This window comes from Lentzea sp. NPDC102401 (genome assembly GCF_044765805.1).
GTDB lineage: Bacteria > Actinomycetota > Actinomycetes > Mycobacteriales > Pseudonocardiaceae > Lentzea > Lentzea sokolovensis.
This window is the reverse complement of the sequence record NZ_JBIWKS010000004.1, coordinates 722,305-743,935: the sequence shown is the minus strand read 5'-3', so window position 1 is coordinate 743,935 and position 21,631 is coordinate 722,305. Positions and strand designations below refer to the sequence as shown.

Here is a 21,631-nt window from a genome sequence, read left to right as displayed (position 1 = left end):
ATCATGAAGTGGTTCCGCCGCCGCAAAGCCGAGGACGTCGTCCCCGCCCACCTGCCGAACGCCGAGGAAGCCGCACAACGGTTCTGGGAACGGTGGTTCGAGCTGGTACCGGTGGTCAGCGCGGCGCTCGGGGACGGCGAGCCGCACCGGGTCGAGGACGAGTTGCGGGACCTCGTGAACTCGTTGCACCCGGACCTCATGTTCTCTCTCGAGCAGGGCCACATGGCGATGTACGCGCTGGTGATCACCGGTCAGGAAGACCCGAGGCTGCGCCCGTACACCGACGCGTGGATCGACGCCGCGCCGCCGTCGGACATGGTGTGGGAGTTCCACGACTCGGTGCCGCCGGTGCCGGACCCGACCGAGGTGATCGTGAACCTCGGCCAGGTGAAGATGCGGCTGGGTGACTACCGGGTGGTGGCCCAGGTGGACGGTGACGTCGTGGACGTCGCGGTCTACCACCCGGCGCTCGCGGACCTGAGCGACCAGCACCGGCGGACGATGACGTTCCTGCCGCTGGACGTCACTCTCGGCGAGCGGCTGGCGGGGGAGCGGTTGCGGCGCGTGGAGACCGCGGAACTGGAGCCGCAGGGCACGATCAGCCTGCTGGAGCTGCGTTCTCTGGTCAGGGAACTCGCCGGGCGAACCGAGCGCTGAAAACTGTCAGACCTGGTCACTAAGCTGTGGGACGTGACCAGCGAGAGCCTTGAAGACGTCCCGGCAGAGGTCCGCGAGCGGCATGCCGTGCTCGCGGAAGAGGTGCGCTCGCACCAGTTCCGCTACTACGTGCTGGACGATCCGATCGTCACCGATGGTGAGTTCGACGGTCTGCTGGGGCAGCTGGAGGCGTTGGAGGCCGAACATCCCGGCCTCGCGACGCCCGAGTCGCCGACGCAGCTGGTCGGCGGCACGTTCTCGACCGAGTTCAAGGCGGTCGACCACCTGGAGCGCATGCTCAGCCTGGACAACGTCTTCGCCCAGGACGAGCTGACGGGCTGGTTCGAGCGCGTCCAGAAGGAGATCGGCTCCGGCACGCACTTCCTGTGCGAGCTGAAGATCGACGGCCTCGCGATCAACCTGCTCTACGAGAAGGGGCGGCTGACGCGGGCGCTCACCCGTGGCGACGGGCGCACCGGCGAGGACGTCACGCTGAACGTCCGCACGATCGCAGACGTTCCGGTGGTGCTGAAGGGTTCCGCCGAGTACCCGGTGCCGGAGCTCGTCGAGGTGCGCGGTGAGGTCTTCTTCGCGGTGGAGGACTTCCTGGCCCTGAACGCCTCGCTGGTCGAGCAGGGCAAGCCGCCGTTCGCGAACCCGCGCAACACGGCCGCGGGGTCGTTGCGGCAGAAGGACCCGAAGGTCACCGCGTCGCGCAAGCTGCGGATGATCTGCCACGGCATCGGCAAGACGGAGGGCTTCGAGGTCGCCAGCCAGTCGCTGGCCTACGAGGCGTTGAAGGCGTGGGGCCTGCCGACGTCGCCGCACACCGAGGTGCTCACCGACCCGGCGGACGTCCGCAAGAAGGTCGAGTACTGGGGCGAGCACCGGCACGACGCGGTCCACGAGATCGACGGTCTCGTGATCAAGGTCGACGAGGTCTCGCTGCAACGGCGCCTCGGCACGACGTCGCGGGCGCCGAGGTGGGCCATCGCCTACAAGTACCCGCCGGAAGAGGCCACCACCACGCTGCTGGACATCCAGGTCCAGGTCGGCCGCACGGGCCGCGTGACGCCGTTCGCGCTGATGGAGCCGGTGAAGGTGGCCGGCTCGACGGTCGCGCGGGCCACGCTGCACAACGGGTCCGAGGTCAAGCGCAAGGGCGTGCTGATCGGCGACCGCATCGTCATCCGCAAGGCGGGCGACGTGATCCCCGAGGTGCTCGGCCCGGTGCTGGCCGCGCGCCCGGCCGACGCGCGCGAGTTCGAGATGCCGACCCGCTGCCCCGAGTGCAACTCGGTGCTGCGCGCCATGAAGGAGGGCGACGTCGACATCCGCTGCCCCAACGCGGAGACGTGCCCCGGCCAGCTGCGCGAACGCCTGGCGTACCTGGCTTCCCGTGCCGCGCTCGACATCGAGGTGCTCGGCTACGAGGCGGCCGCCGCGATCACCGAGTCCACGATCTACACGAACGAAGCCGACCTGTTCGACCTCGACGCCGAGGCGTTGCGGCAGGTCGAGCGCTTCACGACCAAGAAGGCCGGAGAGCTGTCCGCGAACGCGGTGAAGCTGCTGGACAACCTGGAGGCGGCCAAGGAACGTCCTCTGTGGAGGGTGCTGGTCGCGTTGTCGATTCGCCACGTCGGCCCGACGGCCGCCCGCGCGCTGGCGCAGCAGTTCGGCTCGATGGACGCGATCATCGAGGCTCCCGAAGAGGCGCTGGCCGGCGCCGAGGGAGTCGGCCAGACCATCGCGACGGCCGTGGTCGAGTGGCGCGAAACGGAGTGGCGCCAAGGCGTCGTCGAACGCTGGCGGGCCGCGGGCGTGCGGATGGAGGACGAGCGCGACGCGTCCATCGTCCGCAACCTCGAAGGTCTGTCCATCGTGGTCACCGGCTCGCTGACGGAGTACTCGCGCGACTCGGCCAAGGAGTCGATCCTCGCCCGCGGCGGCAAGGCGGCGGGCTCGGTCTCCAAGAAAACCGCTTTCGTCGTGGTCGGCGACTCGCCAGGATCCAAGTACGACAAGGCCGTCTCGCTGAAGGTCCCGGTCCTCGACGAGGCGGGCTTCCGCGTCCTGCTGGAGCAGGGCCCGGACGCGGCGAGGGAGGTGGCCCTCCCCGTCGACGAAGGCTCAGTGGAAGAAGGCGCAGATGGCTGATCTCATCATCCGTCCGGCAACGGAGGCCGACCTGCCCGCGGTCGGCTCCGTGACGGTCGAGGCGTACCGCGCGGAAGGCTTCGTGAGCGACCACGACGACTACGCGTCCACCCTCGCCGACGCCGCCTCCCGCTTCCGCGACGCCGAACTGCTCGTCGCCCAGGACGAGTCGGGCACCGTCCTGGGCTCGGTGACGGTCGTGCGCCCCGGCACGCCCTACGCAGAGGTCTCCAGACCGGGCGAGTTGGAGTTCCGCATGCTGGCCGTGACGGCGGCAGCACGCGGCCGCGGCGTTGGCGAGACGCTCGTGCGTGCGGTGATCGACAAGGCACGCGAGGCCGGCGCGACCCACGTCGTCCTGTCGTCGTCGGAGAAGATGCTGGCGGCGCACCGGTTGTACGAGCGGCTGGGCTTCACGCGGCTGCCGGAGCGCGACTGGTCGCCGCTGCCGGGCGTGGACCTGAGGGCGTACGCGTACGGAATCTCGCTCTGACCAGGGAATTCAGGTAGCTCGTCGATCTTGCCGGACCACCTGAGTACGTTGAGATGCAGGGGTTCCCAGCTCGGGGGTACTCCTGCGAAAGCACGCGGATGGGGGTTTGCGAATGAGATCGGCCGTCGTCCTGCTCCTGTCCGCGCTGCTACCGGCCGCCTCAGCGGCACCGGCGCACGTCCTCGACCAGGACCGCCGGCAGATCGAGGACCTGACCCAGCGCTACTTCGAACACCGCGCGGCCAAGGTCACCAACCGCGAACAGACACCAGGCTTCGGCGTGCCCACGACCGAAGCCTTCGCCGTGCGACTCCAGTTCGACGAGGCCAGGCTGGCCGACCGCCGCGAACGGCTCGGCGCGCTCCCGTTCGGCGGCTATTCCCGCGCCAAGGTCGGCACCGGACTGACGCGGGTGGTGGTGTCCGCGGACGGCAGCGCGGTCGTGCACGTCCAGGAAGTGACCGACCTCTACTTCGAGGAGTCCGACGGCGTCACGCACACCAGCTTCGCCATGCCCCACGTGCTGATCTTCGACCACAAGCCGTCCGGCTGGGTGCTCGCGGCGGCCACCAGGCCACCCGGCTCCGTGTGCAAGGTCCCGCCGGAAACGCAGTTCTGCGGCTCAGAGCGATGAGATGATCCGCGCCCGCAGCTTGGGGTCGCCCGCCGCCTGCTCGTACAACAGCTCCCGCAGGACCTCCGCGGGCAGCGATCTCAGCGCGTCCTTGAGTTCCAGGTCCTCGGCGTCCGGTGGCGGCACCGTCTCGCCCCGGTCGAGCAGCACCAGCCCGACGGCCACGCAGTGCTTGCAGAAGAAGCCCTCAGACCCGTGCGGACAGGTGCACGCCCCCACCAGATGTGTCCCCGACCAGGACAGTTCCACCACGTACGCCGCGTCGTCACCGCCCCGCACCCGCGCCGCCACGTGCCGGCTGTGCACCCGCAGGGACAGCACCGACTCGCGGTAGGTCAGGCCGCGCCAGTACGACTTGGTGCCCGCGCGGTGCAGCAGCAGCTCGGTGGTGAGGGTCGTCGACACGAGGGTCATCCAACCGGGTGACCACAGAAAGGATCAACATGATCGCGATCGGCCCACTCGAACCCGCGGACCGCGCCACGTGGCAGGAGCTCTTCGAGGGCTACAACACCTTCTACGAACGCACGCTGCCAGCGGAAACGTACGACGAGAAGTGGCAAGCCTTCCAAGCCAACGAAAACATCCACGCCCTATGCGCCCGCGCCGACGACAAGGTCGTCGGCATCACGCACTTCTTCAAGCACCCCAGCACGTCCGGCCCGGACGTCTGCTACCTGCAGGACCTCTTCACCGCCCCCGAGGCGCGCGGCCGGGGCGTCGGCCGCGCGCTCATCGAAGCGGTGACGGAATGGGCGAAACTGCAGAACTGCTGCCGCGTCTACTGGCACACCAGCGAGTGGAACGACACCGCCCGCAGGCTCTACGACCAGGTCGCGGAGAAGACGCCGTTCGTCCACTACCGCATCGTGCTCTAACGAGCCGTCGCCTCCAGGTCGAGCAACGTCACGGCCGCGCGGAAGTACTTGTTGGTGCCCAGGTCACGCACGGTCTTGATGTTGAACGCGGCCTTCAGCTTCTCCGCGTCGCCGGGGCTCACGCCCTGCAGCGCGTCGACGGGGGCGTCCAGGATCTCGGTGAGCGGCTTGTCCTCGTAAGCCTTGTCGAGGAGCGCGTCGAGGTTCACGGTGATGGCCATGATCTTCATACCTCCAGAGGTGGGGCGATCACGGCAGATTCTGGAGTCAGATCCGGTATTCCGCAGTGCGAGTCATCGCTTCCTCTTGAGCGCGACCACGATGACGCCGGCCACCGCGAGCAACCCGGCCACCCCCAACGCCAGATCGCCCACAGCCAGCTCGTTCCCTTGGGCGAGCACTAGGGCCAGTCGCATGCCCCCAACCTAGCCCTTGGAGCAACGCCGCCAGAAGGATTGTGTGGGACCGTATGAGGTGTGCTGCAAGCCTGTCTGAACGGCTCCCGCACAGCCGAGGAGCACCCGGCCCTGCCGTTGTCGCCCGCGCGCCTCGCCGAGGACGCGGCCGATGTCGCCGCGCTCGGCGTCACGTCGGTGCACATCCATCCGAGAGACGTCATCGGCGCGCTCACGCTCGTGGGGGCGGAGGTGGCGACGACGATCGCCACCGTCCGTGCCGCCGTGCCCGGCATCGAGATCAGCGTGTCCACGAACGTGCCCGGTAACCGCGCCACGTTGATCGGCAGCTGGGCGCCGCTCGCGGCGGGGCGGCCGGACATCGCGAGCGTGCACGTGGACCAGCCCGGCTGGCGGGAGCTCGCGCAGGCTTTGCACCGGATCAACGTCAGGGTCGAGCTCGTCGTCGAAAGCCCGGTGAGCCTGAACGACCTGCCGGAAGGCGTCAGCCGGATCACGGTCGGCGCGACGCGCGAGACGGCGGAAAGCCTGCTGGCGCAAGTAGAACCACTCGGCCTGCCGGTCCTGTTGCACGGGCGCGACGCGAACGCGTGGTCCGTCCTCGACTACGGCGCGCTCCTCGAACACCACGTGCGCATGGGTCTGGAGGACACGCTCCAGATGCCCGACGGGCGAACAGCGAAGAACAACGCCGAGCTGATCGCCATGGCCCGCAAAAGGCAGAGGTCGAGGGCCCCGAGCTAGTCGGGGAGCACCACCGCGACGATGCCGGCCAGGTGCGCCAGTCTGGCCACCTCGGCAGCGCGGAACATCGGGCCGCCCGGACGTCCCACGACGAGCACGCGGTCCGGCTTGCCCAGTGGGGTCGCGGCGAGTTCGGTGCCCAGCTCGCGCCAGGTCTCCGGTACCCAGTCCTCCTCGCCGTCGAGCACGGTCGCGCGCTCCAGCGGGAACCACGGCACGTTCGCCATCCGGGTCTCCGGGGCGGCGGACGACGAGGTCAGCCGGTTGATGCCGGTGCCTTCGGGACCTACGACGACGGCCCAGCCGGCGCGGATGATCTTCGGGACGCCCTCGGTGAAGACCTCGAGGCCCTTGTGCGGGGCGTCGGCGATCTCCTCGACCAGTTCGAGCTCGCGGTGGGTGTCGAGGATGCCCGCGTACGGGCGCACCGCGTCGACCTCGACGCCCTCGATGGACTCCGCCGCGGTGATCAGGGTGTCCGGCAGGCGGCCGGACGGCAGTTCCACGACGAGGTCGTCGATGGCGATGCCGGAACCGCGTTCCACCACGTCGACGCTGAGTATGTCCGCCCCGATCTCGCCCAAAGCCGTTGCGACCGCGCCGAGGGTGCCGGGACGGTCCGGGAGCTGGACCCGGATCAGGAACGACAAGGTGAACGCCTCCATAGCTCGTGCGCGAGACCCCGCGTCTTGCGCCGTTGCCGGTCGGTGATTCTCGCAGACGCATCGTCAACGCATGACCCGCTGTCCGCGTTGCGGAACGGTTAAGTTGACGTGCCGGTCAACCACGGAGGCGGTAACCCGTTCGAAGGCGCGCCTGACCAGCCCATAGACTCACGGGGTTCCCGATTCGTATCCCGACCCTACGGGGGTTGACAGGAGTGCCCAGCATCTCCCGCGACGAGGTCGCGCACCTGGCGAAGCTCGCCAGGCTGGCTGTTACCGAGGACGAGCTCGACTTGTTCGCCGGCCAGCTCGACGTGATCCTCCAGTCGGTGGCCTCGGTTGGCGACATCGCCACGGCCGACATCCCGCCGACGTCGCACGCCGTTCCGCTGACCAACGTCTTCCGCGAGGACGTGGTCCGTCCGAGCCTCGGTCAGCAGCAGGCGCTCTCCGGCGCTCCTGAGGCCGAGGACGGCCGGTTCCGCGTGCCCCGCATCCTGGGTGAGGAAGCATGACCAAGGACCTGATCCACGCCACCGCGGCCGAACTCGCCGCGAAGATCCACAGCGGCGAGATCTCCAGTGTCGAGGTCACGCAGGCCCACCTGGACCGCATCGCCGAGACCGACGCGAAGGTCCACGCCTTCCTGCACGTCGACACAGAGGGCGCGCTCGCGCAGGCCCGCAAGGTCGACGAGGCCGTCAAGGCCGGTGAGCAGGTCTCCCCGCTCGCCGGCGTGCCGTTGGCGCTCAAGGACGTCATGACGACCGAGGGCGTGCCGACCACGGTCGGTTCCAAGATGCTCGAAGGGTGGATCCCGCCCTACGACGCCACGGTGACGCGCAAGCTCAAGGAAGCCGGCGTCGTCATCCTCGGCAAGACGAACATGGACGAGTTCGCCATGGGTTCGTCCACCGAGAACTCGGCGTACGGCCCCACGCACAACCCGTGGGACCTCGACCGCATCCCCGGCGGCTCCGGCGGTGGCTCGTCCGCGTCGCTCGCGGCGTTCCAGGCGCCGCTCGCGATCGGTACCGACACCGGTGGCTCGATCCGCCAGCCCGGCGCCGTGACGGGCACCGTCGGCGTGAAGCCCACCTACGGCGGTGTGTCGCGCTACGGCCTCGTCGCGTTCTCCAGCTCGTTGGACCAGGCCGGTCCGTGCGCGCGCACGGTGCTCGACGCCGCGTTGCTGCACGAGGTCATCGCGGGCTACGACCACATGGACTCCACGTCCATCAACGCCCCGGTGCCGCCGGTCGTCGCCGCTGCCCGCGAGGGCCTGAACGGCGACCTGTCCGGCCTGCGCATCGGTGTCGTCACGCAGTTCCGCGGTGACGGCTACCAGGCCGGTGTGGCGCGCAGCTTCGAGGCCGCCGTGTCGCAGCTCAAGGAGCTCGGCGCGGAGATCGCGGACGTGTCGTGCCCGAGCTTCGACTACGCGCTGCCGGCCTACTACCTCATCGCGCCGAGCGAGTGCTCGTCGAACCTCGCCCGGTTCGACGCCATGCGCTACGGCCTGCGCGTCGGCGACGACGGCACGCGCAGCACCGAGGAGGTCATGTCGCTGACCCGCGAGGCCGGCTTCGGCCCCGAGGTCAAGCGCCGCATCATGATCGGCACGTACGCGCTGTCGTCCGGTTACTACGACGCGTACTACGGCTCGGCCCAGAAGGTCCGCACGCTGATCACGCAGGACTTCGCGAAGGCGTTCGAGAAGTTCGACGTGCTCATCTCCCCGACCACGCCGACCACGGCGTTCAAGATCGGCGAGCGCGCGAACGACCCGATCGCCATGTACAAGGCCGACCTCTGCACGATTCCCGCGAACCTCGCGGGCACCCCGGCCATGAGCGTGCCGAGCGGTCTGTCCGATGAGGACGGTATGCCGGTCGGCCTGCAGATCATGGCTCCGGCGCTGCAGGACCACCGCATGTACCGGGTGGCCGCGGCCTACGAGGCCGCGCGCGGCGCGTTCGGAGGTCCGTCACTGTGAACATCAAGAAGGCACGGGGTCTCCTCGGTCTCGCCGGTGCCGTCGCGGGAGCCGTGGGAGCGTTCTCCGGCTTCCGGAACGCCCGTGCGAAGAACGACAAGCTGATGCTGGCGAACGCGATCGCCACCATCGCCGTGGCGGTCACCGGTGCGGCGCTGGCCGCGCGCGCTCTGCGGAAGGACGACTTGGCATGACCTCTCTTGTTGAGCTGATGGACTACGACGAGGTCATCGAGAAGTACGACCCCGTCCTGGGCCTGGAAGTGCACGTTGAGCTGCACACCAACACGAAGATGTTCTGCGGCTGCGCCAACGTCTTCGGCGGCGAGCCGAACACGAACACCTGCCCGATCTGCCTCGGCCTGCCGGGCGCGCTGCCGGTGGTCAACGCCAAGGCGATCGAGTCCGCGATGCGCATCGGCCTCGCGCTCAACTGCGAGATCGCCGAGTGGTGCCGGTTCGCGCGGAAGAACTACTTCTACCCGGACATGCCGAAGAACTTCCAGACGTCGCAGTACGACGAGCCGATCGCGTTCAACGGCTGGCTCGACGTGACGCTGGACGACGGCGAGGTCATCCGCGTCGAGATCGAGCGCGCGCACATGGAGGAGGACACCGGCAAGTCGCTGCACGTCGGCGGCGCCACCGGTCGCATCCACGGCGCCGAGCACTCGCTGCTCGACTACAACCGCGCCGGCGTGCCGTTGATCGAGATCGTCACGAAGATGATCCCCGGCACCGGAGAACGCGCCCCCGAGGTCGCCCGTGCGTACGTGACGGCCCTGCGCGACCTGCTCAAGGCTCTCGACGTGTCCGACGTCCGCATGGACCAGGGCTCGCTGCGCTGCGACGCGAACGTCTCGCTCTCGCCGAAGACCACCGGCGCGCTGGGCACCCGCACCGAGACCAAGAACGTCAACTCGCTGCGCAGCGTCGAACGCGCTGTCCGCTTCGAGATGACCCGTCAGGCCGCGGTGCTGGAGTCCGGCGGCGAGGTCACCCAGGAGACCCGTCACTTCGACGAATCCTCGGGCACCACGTCACCGGGCCGCAAGAAGGAGACGGCGGAGGACTACCGCTACTTCCCGGAGCCCGACCTGGTCCCGATCGCGCCGTCGCGCGAGTGGGTCGAGGAACTGCGCCTCACCCTGCCCGAGCTCCCCTGGGAGCGCCGCGCGCGCATCCAGAAGGACTGGAACCTCACCGACGAGGTCCTGCGCGACCTGGTCAACGCCAACGCGCTGGACGTCATCATCGCGACGGTCGAGGCGGGCGCGAAGCCGGACGAGGCCCGCTCCTGGTGGGTGTCGTACCTCGCGCAGCAGGCCAACTCGAAGGGCATCGAGGTCACCGACCTCGCCATCACCCCGGCCCAGGTCGCGAAGGTGATCGAGCTGGTGAACGCGGGCACGCTGACCAACAAGCTCGCCCGCGAGGTCGTCAACGGTGTCCTGGAGGGCGAAGGCTCCCCGGAAGACGTCATCGAGAAGCGCGGCCTCAAGGTCGTCTCGGACGACTCGGCACTGGAGAAGGCCGTCGACGAGGCCCTCGCCGCCCAGCCGGACGTCGCGCAGAAGATCCGCGACGGCAAGGTCCAGGCCGCCGGCGCCATCGTCGGCGCGGTCATGAAGGCCACCAAGGGCCAGGCCGACGCGGCCCGTGTGCGCGAGATCGTGCTCGCACGCTGCTCGTAGATACACATTCGCCATAAAAATCACAAAGGGTCACCTGTTTGTGCAGGTGGCCCTTTGTGATCTTAGGCCGTCTGAGTGGCTGTTAGCTAAATGAGACGTATGTCTGTAGCCGTGTGTGCCACTCTCTCGTTGCAACTCATCTGGGGGGATGAGACGTAATAGTCCAAACGAGGGGGGAATCCTCATGACTGTTCAGCGCGAGAACTTCGACGTGGCGGCGACCGAGGTCGTTCAGGAAGCCGAGTCCGTGCTCGAGGGCACGCCGGTCGTCGAACCGAACCCGATTCCGGCGCCGCCGACCGAGGTGCCGAAGCCGGACAAGAAGGAAGACCCGGAAGTCACGCCGATGTGCTGCGGCGGAACCACGGGATTCTTGGTCAGGCCGCGGACATTGCTCGCCGACGGCGACAGCGAGGGCTCGGGCGGCGACATCGAGCACACCGATGACTGCCCGAATCACCCGAACAACGTCGCGGTTTAGTAACTCAGCGTGTACTGCCCGCAACCAGGCCCAGTGCCTGGTTGGCGGGCAGCGCCGTGTGGACGAATGTGGTGTGATGATCACATGCCCGCTCGTTCCCTGGAGAGAGCGCGCGAGTTGTACGAGAGGGGCTGGGCCGAGCAGGCGAAGCTTCGCCTCCCCTCCGCCATCCGGTTGCTCCGACGTGCGCTCGTGCACCTTGAGCGTGCGGAACCGAGCGAGGAACGCGCGGCGACTCGCGCTCGTATCCTCTACACCCTGGGCCTGTGCCTGGGTGAGACCAGTGGCATGGACATCGCGGTGCAGGCGTTCGACGCCGCCCGCCACGAGATCGAGACCATCGAGGACTCCGCCACCAGGACGCTCCTGAACGCAGGGGTGGACCACAACCAGGGCCTCATGGTCATGCGGATGGGCCAGCCCGAGCGGGCGGTCGAGTGGTTCAACAGATTCATCGACGCGGTCGAGCACGACGTCGAGCAGAGCAGCCCCGGCGCGAACCGCGCCCTGGTGCAGGGTTTCGTCTCCACGTTGCTCAACCGCGGCTTCGCGCTGGCCGCGGTGCGCAAGAGGGAGCGAGCGGCCAGCGACCTCGAGCGCGCGATCCACCTCGCCCGTGAGCACGAACTCCACCACCTGTACCCGTTCGGCGTTCACGCCCTGGGGAACGTCCACAAGCAAAGTGGTGACCTCGCTGCGGCACTGCGCCGTTACGAGGAAGCCGAGGGCATCTTCCGGAAGAACGAACAACCCGGCCTGCTCGCCCGGCTTCAGCTCGACCAGGCCGAGGCCATGTTGATGATCGGATTGTCCGACGAGGCCGGCAAGCACCTCGACGAGGCGCTTCCGCTCATGCGCAAGGAGAAGCTCGGCCAGGAGATCGCCGAGGTCGAGATGTTCCGCGCGTCGGCGGCGTTGCTGGACGACCAGCTCGACCTGGCACGCCGCATGGCGAAGCGGTCCGAACGCAAGCTCATCCGGCGCGGCAGCACGTGGTGGATGATGGCCGGCCTGATCGAACTGTGGGCGCACGGCCGGCACGCGATGCACACCAAGAGGATCTCGAACGCCTTGGTGCAGAAGGCGTTGGCACTCTCCGAGGAGCTGGCGGCCAACCACCTCGTCGACGAGTCACGGCTCGCGTTGCTCCTCGCGACCCGGCTGGAGATCCGCAGGGGAAGGCTGGCCGACGCCGAAGAGCTGCTGAAGAAGGTGCCCGGACCCCGCGCGGTCACGCCGCTCGACCACCGCATGCAACGCCGGCTCGTGCTGGCGGAACTCGCGCTGGCCAAGGGAAGCCGTCGTGCCGCGCTGGTGCACGCCCGCAAGGCGCTGGACGAGCTCGGCCGGGTGCGCGACCAACTCGGTGGCCTGGAACTCGTTTCCGCCACCGCGGTGCACGGCAGGGAGCTGAGCGAGCTCGCGATCAAGCTCGCGCTGGAGGACGCGGACGCGCGACGGCTCTTCGCCTGGCTGGAACGCACGCGAGCGCAGACCTACAGGTACGAACCGCTGGAGGCGACCGACAACAACGAGGTCACCGAGCGGATCACCGAGGTGCGCAACCTCAGCTGGGCGATCCTGCGGCACGGTCTGTCCGGCCAGCCGACCGCGGAACTGCGCGGCAAACTCGTGAAGGCGCAGCGCGAGGCGAACCGGCTCGGCTGGCACTCGCAGCGGTGGGGCAGGCCCCGGCCCGTCGCCGGCATCAACGAGGTGATCGCGGAGCTCGGGCAACGGGCCATGGTCAGCTACGTCGTGTCCGGCGGGGAGATGGCTGCGGTCGTCGTCGCGGGTGACCGGGTCAGCCTCGTGCGGCTCGGTGCCGCGGCCGAGGCGCTGGAGAGCGCCCAGAAACTCCACTTCGACCTCAACGCTCTCGCGCCCGACCACCTGCCTCCACCGCTGGTGCAGGTCATCGGAGCGTCCGCGCGCAAGCAGGCCGACCGGCTCGACGCGTTGCTGATCAAGCCGCTCGCGCACCTCATCGGCGACCGCGAGCTCGTCATGGTGCCGACCGGCGAGCTGTACGCGGTGCCGTGGGGTGTGCTGCCGAGCCTGCACGGGCGGCCGGTCGCCACCGCGCCCTCGGCCACGGCCTGGCTCGCCGCGGCACAGGCCGGCAAGCCGAAAACCGACCGCGTGCTGGTGGTGCAGGGGCCCGGACTCCTCTTCGGGCACGGCGAGGTGGACAAGCTGGCGACCTATCACGCCAACGCCACGATGCTCTCCGGGAGCACGGCGACTGCCGCCGAGGTCATGGCGCACCTCGACGGCGCCGACCTCGTCCACGTCGCCGCCCACGGCGAGCACGAGACTGAGAACGCGCTGTTCTCCCGGCTCGAGCTGGTCGACGGGCCGTTGTTCGCGCACGAACTGGGCCGGCTGAGAAACCCGCCGGCGCACGTGGTGCTCGCGGCGTGCGAGCTGGCGTTGAACCGAATCAGGCCTGGTGACGAGGCGTTGGGCTTCGCCGGCGCGATGCTGGCCGGAGGTACGCGCACGGTGGTCGCCGCGGCCAGCAAGGTCGGGGACGAGGCCAGTGCCGCGGCGATGGCCGACTACCACCGGGCGTTGGTGGCCGGTGCCGCGCCGGCGGTGGCGCTGGCCGAGGCGATGGCGAAGGACCCGTTCCGCCGGCCGTTCCTCTGCCTCGGGTCGGGCTAGGCCGATCGAGTGGTCGTCCGGCGAGAAGCCGCTGGTCAGCGGTGACTTCCATGCTGGCTGCGAAGGTTCTTGGTGAACTTCTGTCGTCGTTGTGCCATCGTGGAATTGACCGAGGGGATGCAACGGCCCGCCTATCGGCTCTAGTCGATACGCGGGCCGTTGTGCGAGAACGAACGCATGCGCAGAACTCTGCTCGCTGTTCTCCTGGCGGCCGCCGCGGTGGTAGCGGCGCCCACGACCGGAACAGCGCAACCGTCGAGTCCGAACAGGGAGCCTGGCAACGGGCCTGAGCGCAACGAAGTCGCCACGCTGGACAACGCTTTCCAAGCGCAGTCCGTGCTGGCCCAGGGGGAGAACCAGGCCGACAGACACCAGGGTTACCCGCGCCGGACGACGCTGCGGACGTACCCCGAGAACACGGCCGACAAGTCCATCAAGCTCGGCCTCGCGCCGTACCACTCGCTCGCGCCGAAGCTGAACGCGTTGCAGCAGAAGAGCAACAGGATCTCCGTCGAGGTCGTCGGCCAGTCGGGACTGGGCCGCGACCTGTACCTGGTCACGCTGACCGCGCCGGAGAGCGCGACGGAGACCCGGATCCAGGAACGGTTCCGCGCCACCATCGAGGAAGGCCGCAACGTCCCGGCGGGGCTGTACAAGGCGCCGATCTGGATCAACAACAACATCCACGGCGACGAGTGGGAGGGCACGGACGGCGCGCTGCGCGTCATCGAGCACCTCGCCACGAGCAACGACGCCGAGACCCGCACCCTGTTGCAGCGCAGCAGGGTCTACTTCAACCTCACGGCGAACCCGGACGGCCGCGTCGCCGGCACGCGCGTGAACAACGCCGGGTTCGACCTCAACCGCGACTTCGTCACGAGCTCCCAGCCCGAGAACCGGGCCATGCAGTACATGGTGGAGCGCACGCAACCGTTGATGATGCTGGACGAGCACGGTTACGTGACGAACACGCTGATCGAGCCGACCACGCCGCCGCACGGCCAGAACTACGACTTCGACCTGTACATCAAGCACGGGTACGCCAACGGCCTGCTGATGGAAAAGGCCGTTCAGGCGCTCGGACATCCCGAGACGGCGAAGCCGGAGATCCCGTTCCGCGACTACCCGGTCGGCGAGTGGGACGGCTGGGCGCCCATCTACACCGCGCAGTACTCGATGTACCACGGTGCCGTCTCGTACACGATCGAGATCCCGCAGCAGGTCAACCGGCAGGCGTACGAGACCCTGCCCGTGACGGAGCTGCAGCGGCGTTCGAAGATCAACACCGACGTCGTCGAGGCCACCATCAAGACCACGCTCGACTACGTGGACGACAACCGGCGCAGCCTGATCGCGAACCAGACGGAGATGTTCCGCCGCGGTGCCGCCGGTGAGGCGCAGCGCTACATCCCGGACGGCTTCGTCCCCGGTTTCGGGCCGGAAGACCGCTTCAGCACCGAGTTCCCGCGCGCCTACGTGATCACCGCCGAACGGTCGGCACCCGCCGCCGCGCGGCTCGTCGACCAGCTGGTCCGGCACGACGTCCGGGTCGAACGGGCGGAAAAGCCGTTCACACTGGGCGGTAAGCGTTATCCGGCCGGGTCGTACGTCGTGGACATGCACCAGCCCAAGCGCGGCCTCGCGAACGTGATGCTGGAGCAGGGCAGCGACATCTCCGACAAGGCGCCGGTCATGTACGACATCTCCGGCTGGAGCCACCGCCTGCTCTGGGGCGCGTCGGTCGACATCTTCAAGAGCGGCCAGTTCCGGTTCGACGGCAAGCCGGTCGTGGCCGCCGCGCCGACCGGGAACGTCGACGCCGCACCGGGTGCCGACCTCGCCCTCGCGCTGACCGACCAGAAGGACGTCAGTGCCGTCAACGACCTGCTGTCGCGCGGTCTCGGCCTGCGCCGCCAGGACGATGGCACGATCGTCGTTCCGGCGAACGACAGGGCCGCCGCGCAGGAGGTCGCCGACCGCTACGGCGTGCGCTTCACCACCGCCAAGCCAGGTGGTCAGGCGTTGCAGCGCAAGGTGATCGCGGCCGCCGTGTCCGCCGACGAACTGCAGGTGCTGCGCGAGTCCGGGTTCGACGTCCGCACGATCTCCACGGCGGTGCTGAACGCGGGCTTCGACTGGTCGCGGATCGACGCGCTGTACGTGGGCGCGGGCCTGAACTACGCCCAGCTCAACGCCACCGCCAAGGCCGCGCTCGACGAGTTCCTCAAGCGCGGTGGTGTCGTCACGCGGGGCGCGACGGGCAGCAGGTTCAACACCGACGCCAAGCTCCTGCAGGCCACGCCGACAGCGGGCTGGGAGGACGCCAACGGCGTGGTGAACGTCGTCAACGGCACCGGTCCGATCGGCGCCAACGCGTTGCCGCACTCGTTCGTCTACGCACCGCAGTGGTTCACGAACCTCGGCACGGGCGTGACAGTCGAACAGCGCTACGGCAGCACGGTGATCGCCTCGGGCCACTGGCACGCACGTGACAACGGCACTGGCGGCCAGGACGCGGCCGCAGGTCAGGCGGCGGTCGTGTCGGGTACGGCGGCCAACGGGGCGAAGGTCGTCCTCTTCGGCACCGAACCGATGTTCCGCAACCACCCGAAGGGCCTGTACGCCCAGGTGGCGCGGGCGCTGTTCTGGACGAGCACCCGCTAGGGGAGAACGGGGCGGGGAGCCCCGACAAGACCTCCCCGCCCCACTCGCTGTACCCCACAGGAGGGTTCCCGCTCAGCGATCTCGGAAACCCCTGGTCAGGACACCCCGGGCGGCAGGAAGCCGTGCGCCGACAGGTCGAACCAGTTGCCCTCGGGATCGATCGCCCGGTACTCCGCGAACGGCCGGTCCCCGCCCCGCAGAGCAGGTCGCGGTTCCAGCGTCTCCAGGAACGGAGCCACGTCCTCGACCTGGAACCCGAAGTGGTTGAAGCCGGTCGGCACGTCGCCGTCGAGCCGCTGCTGGATCAACGCCAGGTTGAGGTACCCGTCGGTGACGAAGTGGCTGCCGTCGGGATCCGTGTGGAACAACGACATCCCGAACTTCGACGTGTAGAAGTCGGCCATTTCCTTCGCGTCCTGCACGACGAACGCGATGTGCCGCAACCGTGGCCTGGTCATGACAGTCCCTTCGGGATCATGTTGTGGAACGCGGCGATCTCCCACCCGTCCTCGCGCCGCACGACGACGGCCTGCGCGTGGGTGGTGATCCCCGCCGGGGCGATGGACGACGTGACGTGCACGACCGAGACGACCTCGGTCAACGGCCTGATCAGGCTGATCTCCGCGGTCAGCTTGGTGTCGCGGTACGGCCCCGCGAAGAGCTGGGAGTGCCCGAGAGCCACCGCGTGCCGCCCGAACAGCTCCTCACCGCGCACGGTCACGAAGTCGACGTCCTCGGCGAAGACGGACGCGAACGCGGCGCCGTCACCGACGGCCCAGCCCTGCTCCATGCGCTGCCACAACGAGTAGATCTGTTCGGTCATGAGTGGTTGGTCCTCAACGGCAGGCGCAGGCACTCGGAGTCCCATGCGGCAAGCGAGTAGTAGAGACCGCCATGGCGGCGTTCGAGGTAACAGACGACGTTCACGGGCCATCCGCTGTTGCGGAACATGTGTTCATCCATCGGCGTCGGGCTGTCGCTCAACGGCCGGTTCCGCTCGCACTCCGGCCCGAGCCGGTGCCAGTCCGGGTGCAGGTGGATCGAGCCGAGCACGTCCATGCCGGAGGCGTCGGCCTTCCGCGTGATCGTCAGCAGGTCGGCCGGATCCAGCCACCACGCCCGCACCGGGTTCTCGTACGCCGTGCCGAACCGCGGCACGATCGTCGACGCGAACTCCTCCCGCGCCGAGGGGTCCGTCAGCCGCGCGTTGCGGCCGAACGCCACCTCCGACACCACGGCCTCGGTGCCGGCGGACCGGCCGAGCAGCACCGCGAAACACGGTCTCGGTTCGTCCTCGGTGATGAACGAGTATTCGGCGGACGCGGCCTCCAAAAACGTTTTCACAGCGCGATCCGAAAACAACACCGCGTCGGTGCGCGTCGGGCGCTCGGCCAATTCCATCACGTGGGCGAACGTATCGAGACCGTGCCGTCTCACGCGAGATAGCGAAGCGTATTGGCCCTATTACATTGCGCGATAACATCGGGTGCATGCGTCTGGAAGTGCGGCATCTCGAACTGGTCGTGGCGATCGCCGACTGCGGCAGCCTGCGCAAGGCCGCCGCCCGCCTGCACCTCACCCAGCCCGCGGTGACGACGCAGCTCAAACGCATCGAGGACCATCTGGGCGGCACGTTGTTCCTGCGCACGGCCGATGGCGTCAAACTCACGCCGACCGGTCAGGACTTCGTGCAGGAGGCGCGGTCGATGCTCACTCAGCTCGTCACGCTCGAACGCGTAACGCGCCGTAACACGCAAAGCCCCAGCGCTCCCACCAGGCTCGCGGGAATCCCCGCCTATCACTTCGGACTACTGGTCGGCGCGTTAAAGGACAACGTCACCAGCCGCACCATCAAGGAGACGGGCACGCTCACCGCGTTGCTCACCACCGGCGAACTCGACATCGCGGTGATGCGTCGATTTCCCGGTACTCCGCTGACACTGCCGCCGAACGTCGGACATCGCCTGCTCACCCGCGAACCGCTGTTCGCCGGCGTGCCCGAACAGCATCCCGGAGCACACGAACCCGAGATCGGGCTGGAAGCGCTCGCCGAAGACAAGTGGGTCATGCCGGAGCCCGACGACAGCGGCATGAACGCCCACTTCGCCCGCGAGTGCGCGGCAGTCGGGTTCGAGCAACGGATCGCGCACTTCAGCAGTGAGGCGCACGTCGTGCTGACGCTGATCAGGGAGTCCGGCGCGGTGTGCCCGCTCTACCCGGTCGGCGGCACCCCGCCCGGCGTCGCCCGCCTGCCGATCACCGGGAACCCGCTGGTGCGCGAGGTAGTGCTGGCCTGGCGCACGGACGCGCCGGTCGCCGAAGAGATCGACGACCTGTGCGAGCAGGTCGCGACGGGGTACCTGAAGCTGGTCGAGGAGAGCGAGGTCTACGCGCGCTGGTGGCGTGCGGGAGGAGAGGCGTTCGCCCTCAGTCCTTAGTGCCGCCGCCGTTGTTCGGGCGCACGATGATGACGACCCGGTCGTCCGACGAGACGGGCTGGCCACCGTTCTTGTTGACCGTGCCGACCAGCGACGCCGACTCGTTCAGCATCTCCATCGGCCCGAGCAGGCCGAAGCCGTCCTCGGCCATCGCGATCTCCGGCTTTCCGGTGAAGGCGCCGGCGGCGTTCATCGACAACGACTGGTAGCCCGGCGTCTTGGACGTGGCGACGGACAACTGGTCCGAGAACGACGAGCACCCCATCACACCGGGCCGGTCCGGCCACGCCCACGCGACCTCGCCGAGCTTGCCGGGGACGACGCGGTAGACGACGTCGCCGCTCGCGGCCCAGTCCGTCACCCAGATCTTCGAGGTGTCGGCCGAGACGCACAGGCCGCCGGGCAGACGCAGCCCGGACGAGACGACGGTGCTGCCCGCCGTCGGGTTGCCCTGGGCGGGCTGGCCGGAGCCGTCGATGCGCAGCACCTTGCCGGCCAGGGAGTTCGGGTCGGCGGCCAGCGCGGGGTTTCCGGCGTCACCGGTCGCGACGAGGATCGCGCCCTTGCGGTCGCTCGCCAGCACACCACGGTTGCCGGAGGGCCCCTTCGGGATGCCGGTGAGGATCGGCTTGGGCGTGTCGCCGGGCGCGATGCGCAGCACGCGGTTGTCCGTCGCGGTCGTCACGTAGACGTACGCGAGCTGGTCCTCGGCGAACGTCGCCGACAACGCCAGCCCGGTCAGCCCGCCGTCGGTCGACGCGTCGACCTCCAGCTGGGCGATCACGACGGGGTCGACGTCCTTGGTGACCTTGACCAGGCGCCCGCCGCGTTCGGTCGCGTACGCCGCGACGCCACCCTGGGCATCGGCACCGATCGGGGCGACCCCCGTGACGGTGTTGAGGCACGTGGCCACGACGGCGGGGTGGTAGTCCTTGCAGCCCTGCGGCGGCGGCACGCTCTGCGGCGCCGGGTTGCGGCCGGGGTCGCCGGGCGTCGGGCGGTACTCGCCGGGGAGCTCGGGTTTCGGGCCTGCCTGCGGGGTCAGCTGTGGCTGGGCGCTCCACTGGGTGGGCGCCGGCTCGTCGGGGAAACTCGCACAGCCCCCTGCCAGCAGGCAGACGGCGGTCAGCAACGCGACGGAACGAACCACGGCTCCCAGGTTAGGTGCGCGGCCGTGAACCGGAAGTGAACGCCTCCGAAGTGGCGAAGTCGACCGACCGCACCCGGTCGAGCAGCAGATCGAGCTCGGCGGCGACCTCCTCGGGGGCCTCCAACGGCAGGTAATGGCTGCACGGCAGCACGCGCAGTCGCGCCTGGGGCAGCGCGCCGACGGGCCCGGACATGCTCTCCGTCGTCGCCAGCAGATCGTCGCGACCGGCCAGGAGTGTGACGGGGCACACGATCGGGGTGAGGTCCTGGCGCGGCGTCTCGCCCAGCGCGAGCGCCAGCGTGAAGTACCAGCGCCAGTCGTGCTGCAGGAACCGGCTCACCGCCTGCGTGACGGCCTTCTGGTCGCTGCTCGGCTTGATCACGCCGCTGTGCCGCAACAGGAACGTCGTCGCGTCCGTCACCGGGAGGCGGTGCAGCACCCTGTCCAGCACCGGACCGGCCTGCTGCAGCAGCTTCGCGCTGGTGAGCCCGACGAGCCGCCGGACGTTCTTCGGCACCAACGGCAGCATGGCGTCGAACGAGTCACCCGGCGCGCCCGCGACGAGCAGCAGGCCCGCCACGCGTTCCGGATGACGCAACGCCAGTTCGGCCGCGATCGTCACGCCCATCGACCAGCCCATGACGACGCACCGCTCGATGCCCGCCTCGTCCAGCACGGCGAGCGCGTCCGACACGTGGTCGTCCAGCGAGATGCTGCGCTCGTCGACGGGCCGGTCGGACCCCATCGTGCCGCGCATGTACCAGCTGAGCAGGCCGCCGCGATCGGCCAGCGACGGCCACGACTCGGGTCCGGAACCCACGCCGGGGCACAGCAGGACCGGTGTTCCCTCACCCGGTGCCTGCCACGCTCGGATCTTCGTGCCGTCCCACGCGATGACGTCGTGCTCCCGCATGAACGACATTCTGACGTACTTTGCTCTGGTGACGCTCACCGTGCTCGTGCCAGATGATTTCGGAGTTCAAGCGCTGTCCCAGGTGGACGGTGTCCGGCCGGTCCGCTACGTGCCGGGGGAGCCGCTGCCGTCCGGCGCGCGCGACGCCGAGGTCCTGATCCCCCGGTTCCTCGCCGGCACCGACCCGCGCGAGGTGTTCGCGCAGCTGCCCAACCTCAAGCTCGTGCAGTTGCTCAGTGCGGGCGCGGAGAACTTCGTCGGCAAGGTGCCGGACGGTGTGCTGCTCTCCACGTGCAGGGGCGCGCACGGCGGCAGCACCGCGGAGTGGGCCATCGGCGCGTTGCTCGCGATATACCGAGACTTCCTCGTTTTCGAACGCGCCCGCGCCGAGGGCCGCTGGGACTACCACCTGACGGACACGTTGCAGGACAAGAAGGTCCTGATCGTCGGAGCCGGTGACCTGGGCGAGCAGCTGAAGCGCCGCCTGGAGCCGTTCGACGCCACGGCGACCCTGGTCGGCCGCACCGCCAGGGACGGCGTGCACGGCCAGGACGAGCTGCCGCAGCTGCTGCCGGAGTTCGACGCGGTGGTCGTCTTCGTGCCGATGACGGAGGAGACCCGTCACCTCGTCGACGCCAAGTTCCTGGCCGCGATGAAGGACAACGCGATCCTGGTCAACGGCGCGCGCGGCCCCGTCGTCGACACCGACGCATTGCTCGCCGAACTGAATTCCGGGCGACTGCGCGCGGCCCTGGACGTGACCGATCCCGAACCGCTGCCGGCCGATCATCCACTGTGGACCGCGCCGGGCCTGCTGCTGACTCCGCACGTGGCCGGATCCTGCACGGGTCACACGCAGCGCGCCTACGCGATCGCCGCCTCGGAAATCTCCAGGTACGGTGCCGGAGAGAGCCCTCGCAATCTTGTGAACGGCTTGTACTAGGCGTGCATTAGTCCGTCTGGGTGAACCTGGGCTGCCGTT

General features: G+C 68.9%; 24 protein-coding genes. 15 read left to right on the top strand and 9 right to left on the bottom strand.

The window, feature by feature from the left end:
- The first annotated feature begins 3 nt into the window (after window positions 1–3).
- The 4 genes from ACIRG5_RS18695 (at window position 4) to ACIRG5_RS18680 (ending at window position 3,944) form a co-directional block, all read left to right on the top strand.
- The gene (locus ACIRG5_RS18695; protein WP_402906047.1) at window positions 4–657 is read left to right on the top strand and encodes a hypothetical protein; all 654 of its coding nucleotides are present in this window, start codon (window positions 4–6) and stop codon (window positions 655–657) included.
- Between the two features lie 33 nt (window positions 658–690).
- Window positions 691–2,817 (top strand): NAD-dependent DNA ligase LigA, encoded by a 2,127-nt coding sequence (ligA, locus tag ACIRG5_RS18690; RefSeq protein ID WP_402906045.1) that lies wholly within the window; start codon window positions 691–693, stop codon window positions 2,815–2,817.
- Window positions 2,810–3,310: a GNAT family N-acetyltransferase gene (locus tag ACIRG5_RS18685; protein ID WP_402906043.1), complete on the top strand. Its 501-nt coding sequence runs from the start codon at window positions 2,810–2,812 to the stop codon at window positions 3,308–3,310. Before ligA ends, ACIRG5_RS18685 begins: the two co-directional genes overlap by 8 nt.
- A 112-nt stretch (window positions 3,311–3,422) precedes the next feature.
- Window positions 3,423–3,944, top strand: coding sequence for a hypothetical protein (locus ACIRG5_RS18680; protein ID WP_402906041.1), 522 nt, complete (start codon window positions 3,423–3,425; stop codon window positions 3,942–3,944).
- Here ACIRG5_RS18680 and ACIRG5_RS18675 read toward each other — a convergent pair.
- Window positions 3,933–4,358 carry an SWIM zinc finger domain-containing protein gene (locus ACIRG5_RS18675; RefSeq protein ID WP_402906039.1) on the bottom strand — a complete coding sequence of 142 codons (426 nt, stop codon included), beginning with the start codon at window positions 4,356–4,358 and terminating at the stop codon, window positions 3,933–3,935. The genes ACIRG5_RS18680 and ACIRG5_RS18675 overlap by 12 nt on opposite strands.
- A gap of 29 nt (window positions 4,359–4,387) precedes the next feature.
- On the opposite strand from ACIRG5_RS18675, the gene ACIRG5_RS18670 reads away from it, so the two are divergent.
- On the top strand, window positions 4,388–4,822 hold the full coding sequence (locus tag ACIRG5_RS18670) for a GNAT family N-acetyltransferase (protein WP_402906037.1): 435 nt from the start codon (window positions 4,388–4,390) through the stop codon (window positions 4,820–4,822).
- Here the strand turns inward: ACIRG5_RS18670 and ACIRG5_RS18665 are convergent.
- Window positions 4,819–5,043, bottom strand: coding sequence for a hypothetical protein (locus ACIRG5_RS18665; protein ID WP_402906035.1), 225 nt, complete (start codon window positions 5,041–5,043; stop codon window positions 4,819–4,821). The genes ACIRG5_RS18670 and ACIRG5_RS18665 overlap by 4 nt on opposite strands.
- A gap of 72 nt (window positions 5,044–5,115) precedes the next feature.
- A complete protein-coding gene (locus tag ACIRG5_RS18660) occupies window positions 5,116–5,238 on the bottom strand; it encodes a hypothetical protein (protein ID WP_402906033.1) in 123 nt (40 codons plus the stop codon).
- 60 nt (window positions 5,239–5,298) lie between these two features.
- Between ACIRG5_RS18660 and ACIRG5_RS18655 the strand changes: the two genes are divergently transcribed.
- Window positions 5,299–5,982 carry a 3-keto-5-aminohexanoate cleavage protein gene (locus ACIRG5_RS18655; protein WP_402906031.1) on the top strand — a complete coding sequence of 228 codons (684 nt, stop codon included), beginning with the start codon at window positions 5,299–5,301 and terminating at the stop codon, window positions 5,980–5,982.
- Here the strand turns inward: ACIRG5_RS18655 and ACIRG5_RS18650 are convergent.
- Window positions 5,979–6,632 carry an ACT domain-containing protein gene (locus ACIRG5_RS18650; RefSeq protein ID WP_177320452.1) on the bottom strand — a complete coding sequence of 218 codons (654 nt, stop codon included), beginning with the start codon at window positions 6,630–6,632 and terminating at the stop codon, window positions 5,979–5,981. The genes ACIRG5_RS18655 and ACIRG5_RS18650 overlap by 4 nt on opposite strands.
- A gap of 230 nt (window positions 6,633–6,862) precedes the next feature.
- On the opposite strand from ACIRG5_RS18650, the gene gatC reads away from it, so the two are divergent.
- The 7 genes from gatC (at window position 6,863) to ACIRG5_RS18615 (ending at window position 16,148) form a co-directional block, all read left to right on the top strand.
- The gene (gene gatC, locus ACIRG5_RS18645) at window positions 6,863–7,162 is read left to right on the top strand and encodes an Asp-tRNA(Asn)/Glu-tRNA(Gln) amidotransferase subunit GatC (RefSeq protein WP_030467875.1); all 300 of its coding nucleotides are present in this window, start codon (window positions 6,863–6,865) and stop codon (window positions 7,160–7,162) included.
- Window positions 7,159–8,643, top strand: coding sequence for an Asp-tRNA(Asn)/Glu-tRNA(Gln) amidotransferase subunit GatA (gene gatA, locus ACIRG5_RS18640; protein WP_402906029.1), 1,485 nt, complete (start codon window positions 7,159–7,161; stop codon window positions 8,641–8,643). Before gatC ends, gatA begins: the two co-directional genes overlap by 4 nt.
- The gene (locus ACIRG5_RS18635) at window positions 8,640–8,837 is read left to right on the top strand and encodes a hypothetical protein (RefSeq protein WP_319977675.1); all 198 of its coding nucleotides are present in this window, start codon (window positions 8,640–8,642) and stop codon (window positions 8,835–8,837) included. The genes gatA and ACIRG5_RS18635 overlap by 4 nt, the downstream gene beginning before the upstream one ends.
- Window positions 8,834–10,336 (top strand): Asp-tRNA(Asn)/Glu-tRNA(Gln) amidotransferase subunit GatB, encoded by a 1,503-nt coding sequence (gatB, locus tag ACIRG5_RS18630; RefSeq protein WP_402906027.1) that lies wholly within the window; start codon window positions 8,834–8,836, stop codon window positions 10,334–10,336. The genes ACIRG5_RS18635 and gatB overlap by 4 nt, the downstream gene beginning before the upstream one ends.
- Window positions 10,337–10,520: 184 nt before the next feature.
- On the top strand, window positions 10,521–10,817 hold the full coding sequence (locus tag ACIRG5_RS18625) for a hypothetical protein (RefSeq protein ID WP_402906025.1): 297 nt from the start codon (window positions 10,521–10,523) through the stop codon (window positions 10,815–10,817).
- Between the two features lie 84 nt (window positions 10,818–10,901).
- On the top strand, window positions 10,902–13,484 hold the full coding sequence (locus ACIRG5_RS18620) for a CHAT domain-containing protein (RefSeq protein ID WP_402906023.1): 2,583 nt from the start codon (window positions 10,902–10,904) through the stop codon (window positions 13,482–13,484).
- A gap of 177 nt (window positions 13,485–13,661) precedes the next feature.
- Window positions 13,662–16,148, top strand: coding sequence for a M14 family zinc carboxypeptidase (locus ACIRG5_RS18615; RefSeq protein ID WP_402906021.1), 2,487 nt, complete (start codon window positions 13,662–13,664; stop codon window positions 16,146–16,148).
- A 95-nt stretch (window positions 16,149–16,243) separates the two neighbouring features.
- Here ACIRG5_RS18615 and ACIRG5_RS18610 read toward each other — a convergent pair whose 3' ends face one another.
- From ACIRG5_RS18610 to ACIRG5_RS18600, 3 genes are read right to left on the bottom strand one after another with little or no spacing between them, the layout of a single operon-like run.
- The gene (locus ACIRG5_RS18610; RefSeq protein WP_360049085.1) at window positions 16,244–16,606 is read right to left on the bottom strand and encodes a VOC family protein; all 363 of its coding nucleotides are present in this window, start codon (window positions 16,604–16,606) and stop codon (window positions 16,244–16,246) included.
- Window positions 16,603–16,971 carry an SgcJ/EcaC family oxidoreductase gene (locus ACIRG5_RS18605; protein ID WP_402906019.1) on the bottom strand — a complete coding sequence of 123 codons (369 nt, stop codon included), beginning with the start codon at window positions 16,969–16,971 and terminating at the stop codon, window positions 16,603–16,605. Before ACIRG5_RS18605 ends, ACIRG5_RS18610 begins: the two co-directional genes overlap by 4 nt.
- On the bottom strand, window positions 16,968–17,492 hold the full coding sequence (locus tag ACIRG5_RS18600; protein ID WP_402906018.1) for a hypothetical protein: 525 nt from the start codon (window positions 17,490–17,492) through the stop codon (window positions 16,968–16,970). Before ACIRG5_RS18600 ends, ACIRG5_RS18605 begins: the two co-directional genes overlap by 4 nt.
- Window positions 17,493–17,638: 146 nt before the next feature.
- Between ACIRG5_RS18600 and ACIRG5_RS18595 the strand changes: the two genes are divergently transcribed.
- Window positions 17,639–18,586: a LysR family transcriptional regulator gene (locus ACIRG5_RS18595; RefSeq protein WP_402906016.1), complete on the top strand. Its 948-nt coding sequence runs from the start codon at window positions 17,639–17,641 to the stop codon at window positions 18,584–18,586.
- On the opposite strand, the gene ACIRG5_RS18590 is transcribed toward ACIRG5_RS18595, so the two are convergent.
- Both ACIRG5_RS18590 and ACIRG5_RS18585 read right to left on the bottom strand, forming a co-directional pair.
- Window positions 18,576–19,736 (bottom strand): PQQ-dependent sugar dehydrogenase, encoded by a 1,161-nt coding sequence (locus ACIRG5_RS18590; protein WP_402906014.1) that lies wholly within the window; start codon window positions 19,734–19,736, stop codon window positions 18,576–18,578. The two genes, ACIRG5_RS18595 and ACIRG5_RS18590, sit on opposite strands and share 11 nt — an antisense overlap.
- 10 nt (window positions 19,737–19,746) lie before the next feature.
- Entirely contained in the window at window positions 19,747–20,649 is a 903-nt protein-coding gene (locus ACIRG5_RS18585) for an alpha/beta fold hydrolase (protein ID WP_402906012.1), read from the bottom strand.
- On the opposite strand from ACIRG5_RS18585, the gene ACIRG5_RS18580 reads away from it, so the two are divergent.
- Window positions 20,648–21,592 carry a 2-hydroxyacid dehydrogenase gene (locus tag ACIRG5_RS18580; protein ID WP_402906010.1) on the top strand — a complete coding sequence of 315 codons (945 nt, stop codon included), beginning with the start codon at window positions 20,648–20,650 and terminating at the stop codon, window positions 21,590–21,592. The two genes, ACIRG5_RS18585 and ACIRG5_RS18580, sit on opposite strands and share 2 nt — an antisense overlap.
- Window positions 21,593–21,631 lie beyond the last annotated feature (39 nt).

Coding starts and splice junctions, on each gene's coding strand:
- ACIRG5_RS18615 (WP_402906021.1), top strand. CDS start 13,662: ATGCGCAGAACTCTGCTCGCTGTTCTCCTGGCGGCCGCCGCGGTGGTA.
- ACIRG5_RS18695 (WP_402906047.1), top strand. CDS start 4: ATGAAGTGGTTCCGCCGCCGCAAAGCCGAGGACGTCGTCCCCGCCCAC.
- ACIRG5_RS18675 (WP_402906039.1), bottom strand. CDS start 4,358: ATGACCCTCGTGTCGACGACCCTCACCACCGAGCTGCTGCTGCACCGC.
- ACIRG5_RS18605 (WP_402906019.1), bottom strand. CDS start 16,971: ATGACCGAACAGATCTACTCGTTGTGGCAGCGCATGGAGCAGGGCTGG.
- ACIRG5_RS18670 (WP_402906037.1), top strand. CDS start 4,388: ATGATCGCGATCGGCCCACTCGAACCCGCGGACCGCGCCACGTGGCAG.
- ACIRG5_RS18585 (WP_402906012.1), bottom strand. CDS start 20,649: ATGCGGGAGCACGACGTCATCGCGTGGGACGGCACGAAGATCCGAGCG.
- gatB (WP_402906027.1), top strand. CDS start 8,834: ATGACCTCTCTTGTTGAGCTGATGGACTACGACGAGGTCATCGAGAAG.
- ACIRG5_RS18660 (WP_402906033.1), bottom strand. CDS start 5,238: ATGCGACTGGCCCTAGTGCTCGCCCAAGGGAACGAGCTGGCTGTGGGC.
- ACIRG5_RS18610 (WP_360049085.1), bottom strand. CDS start 16,606: ATGACCAGGCCACGGTTGCGGCACATCGCGTTCGTCGTGCAGGACGCG.
- gatA (WP_402906029.1), top strand. CDS start 7,159: ATGACCAAGGACCTGATCCACGCCACCGCGGCCGAACTCGCCGCGAAG.
- ACIRG5_RS18685 (WP_402906043.1), top strand. CDS start 2,810: ATGGCTGATCTCATCATCCGTCCGGCAACGGAGGCCGACCTGCCCGCG.
- ACIRG5_RS18595 (WP_402906016.1), top strand. CDS start 17,639: ATGCGTCTGGAAGTGCGGCATCTCGAACTGGTCGTGGCGATCGCCGAC.
- ACIRG5_RS18665 (WP_402906035.1), bottom strand. CDS start 5,043: ATGGCCATCACCGTGAACCTCGACGCGCTCCTCGACAAGGCTTACGAG.
- ACIRG5_RS18620 (WP_402906023.1), top strand. CDS start 10,902: ATGCCCGCTCGTTCCCTGGAGAGAGCGCGCGAGTTGTACGAGAGGGGC.
- ACIRG5_RS18625 (WP_402906025.1), top strand. CDS start 10,521: ATGACTGTTCAGCGCGAGAACTTCGACGTGGCGGCGACCGAGGTCGTT.
- ACIRG5_RS18680 (WP_402906041.1), top strand. CDS start 3,423: ATGAGATCGGCCGTCGTCCTGCTCCTGTCCGCGCTGCTACCGGCCGCC.
- ACIRG5_RS18580 (WP_402906010.1), top strand. CDS start 20,648: ATGAACGACATTCTGACGTACTTTGCTCTGGTGACGCTCACCGTGCTC.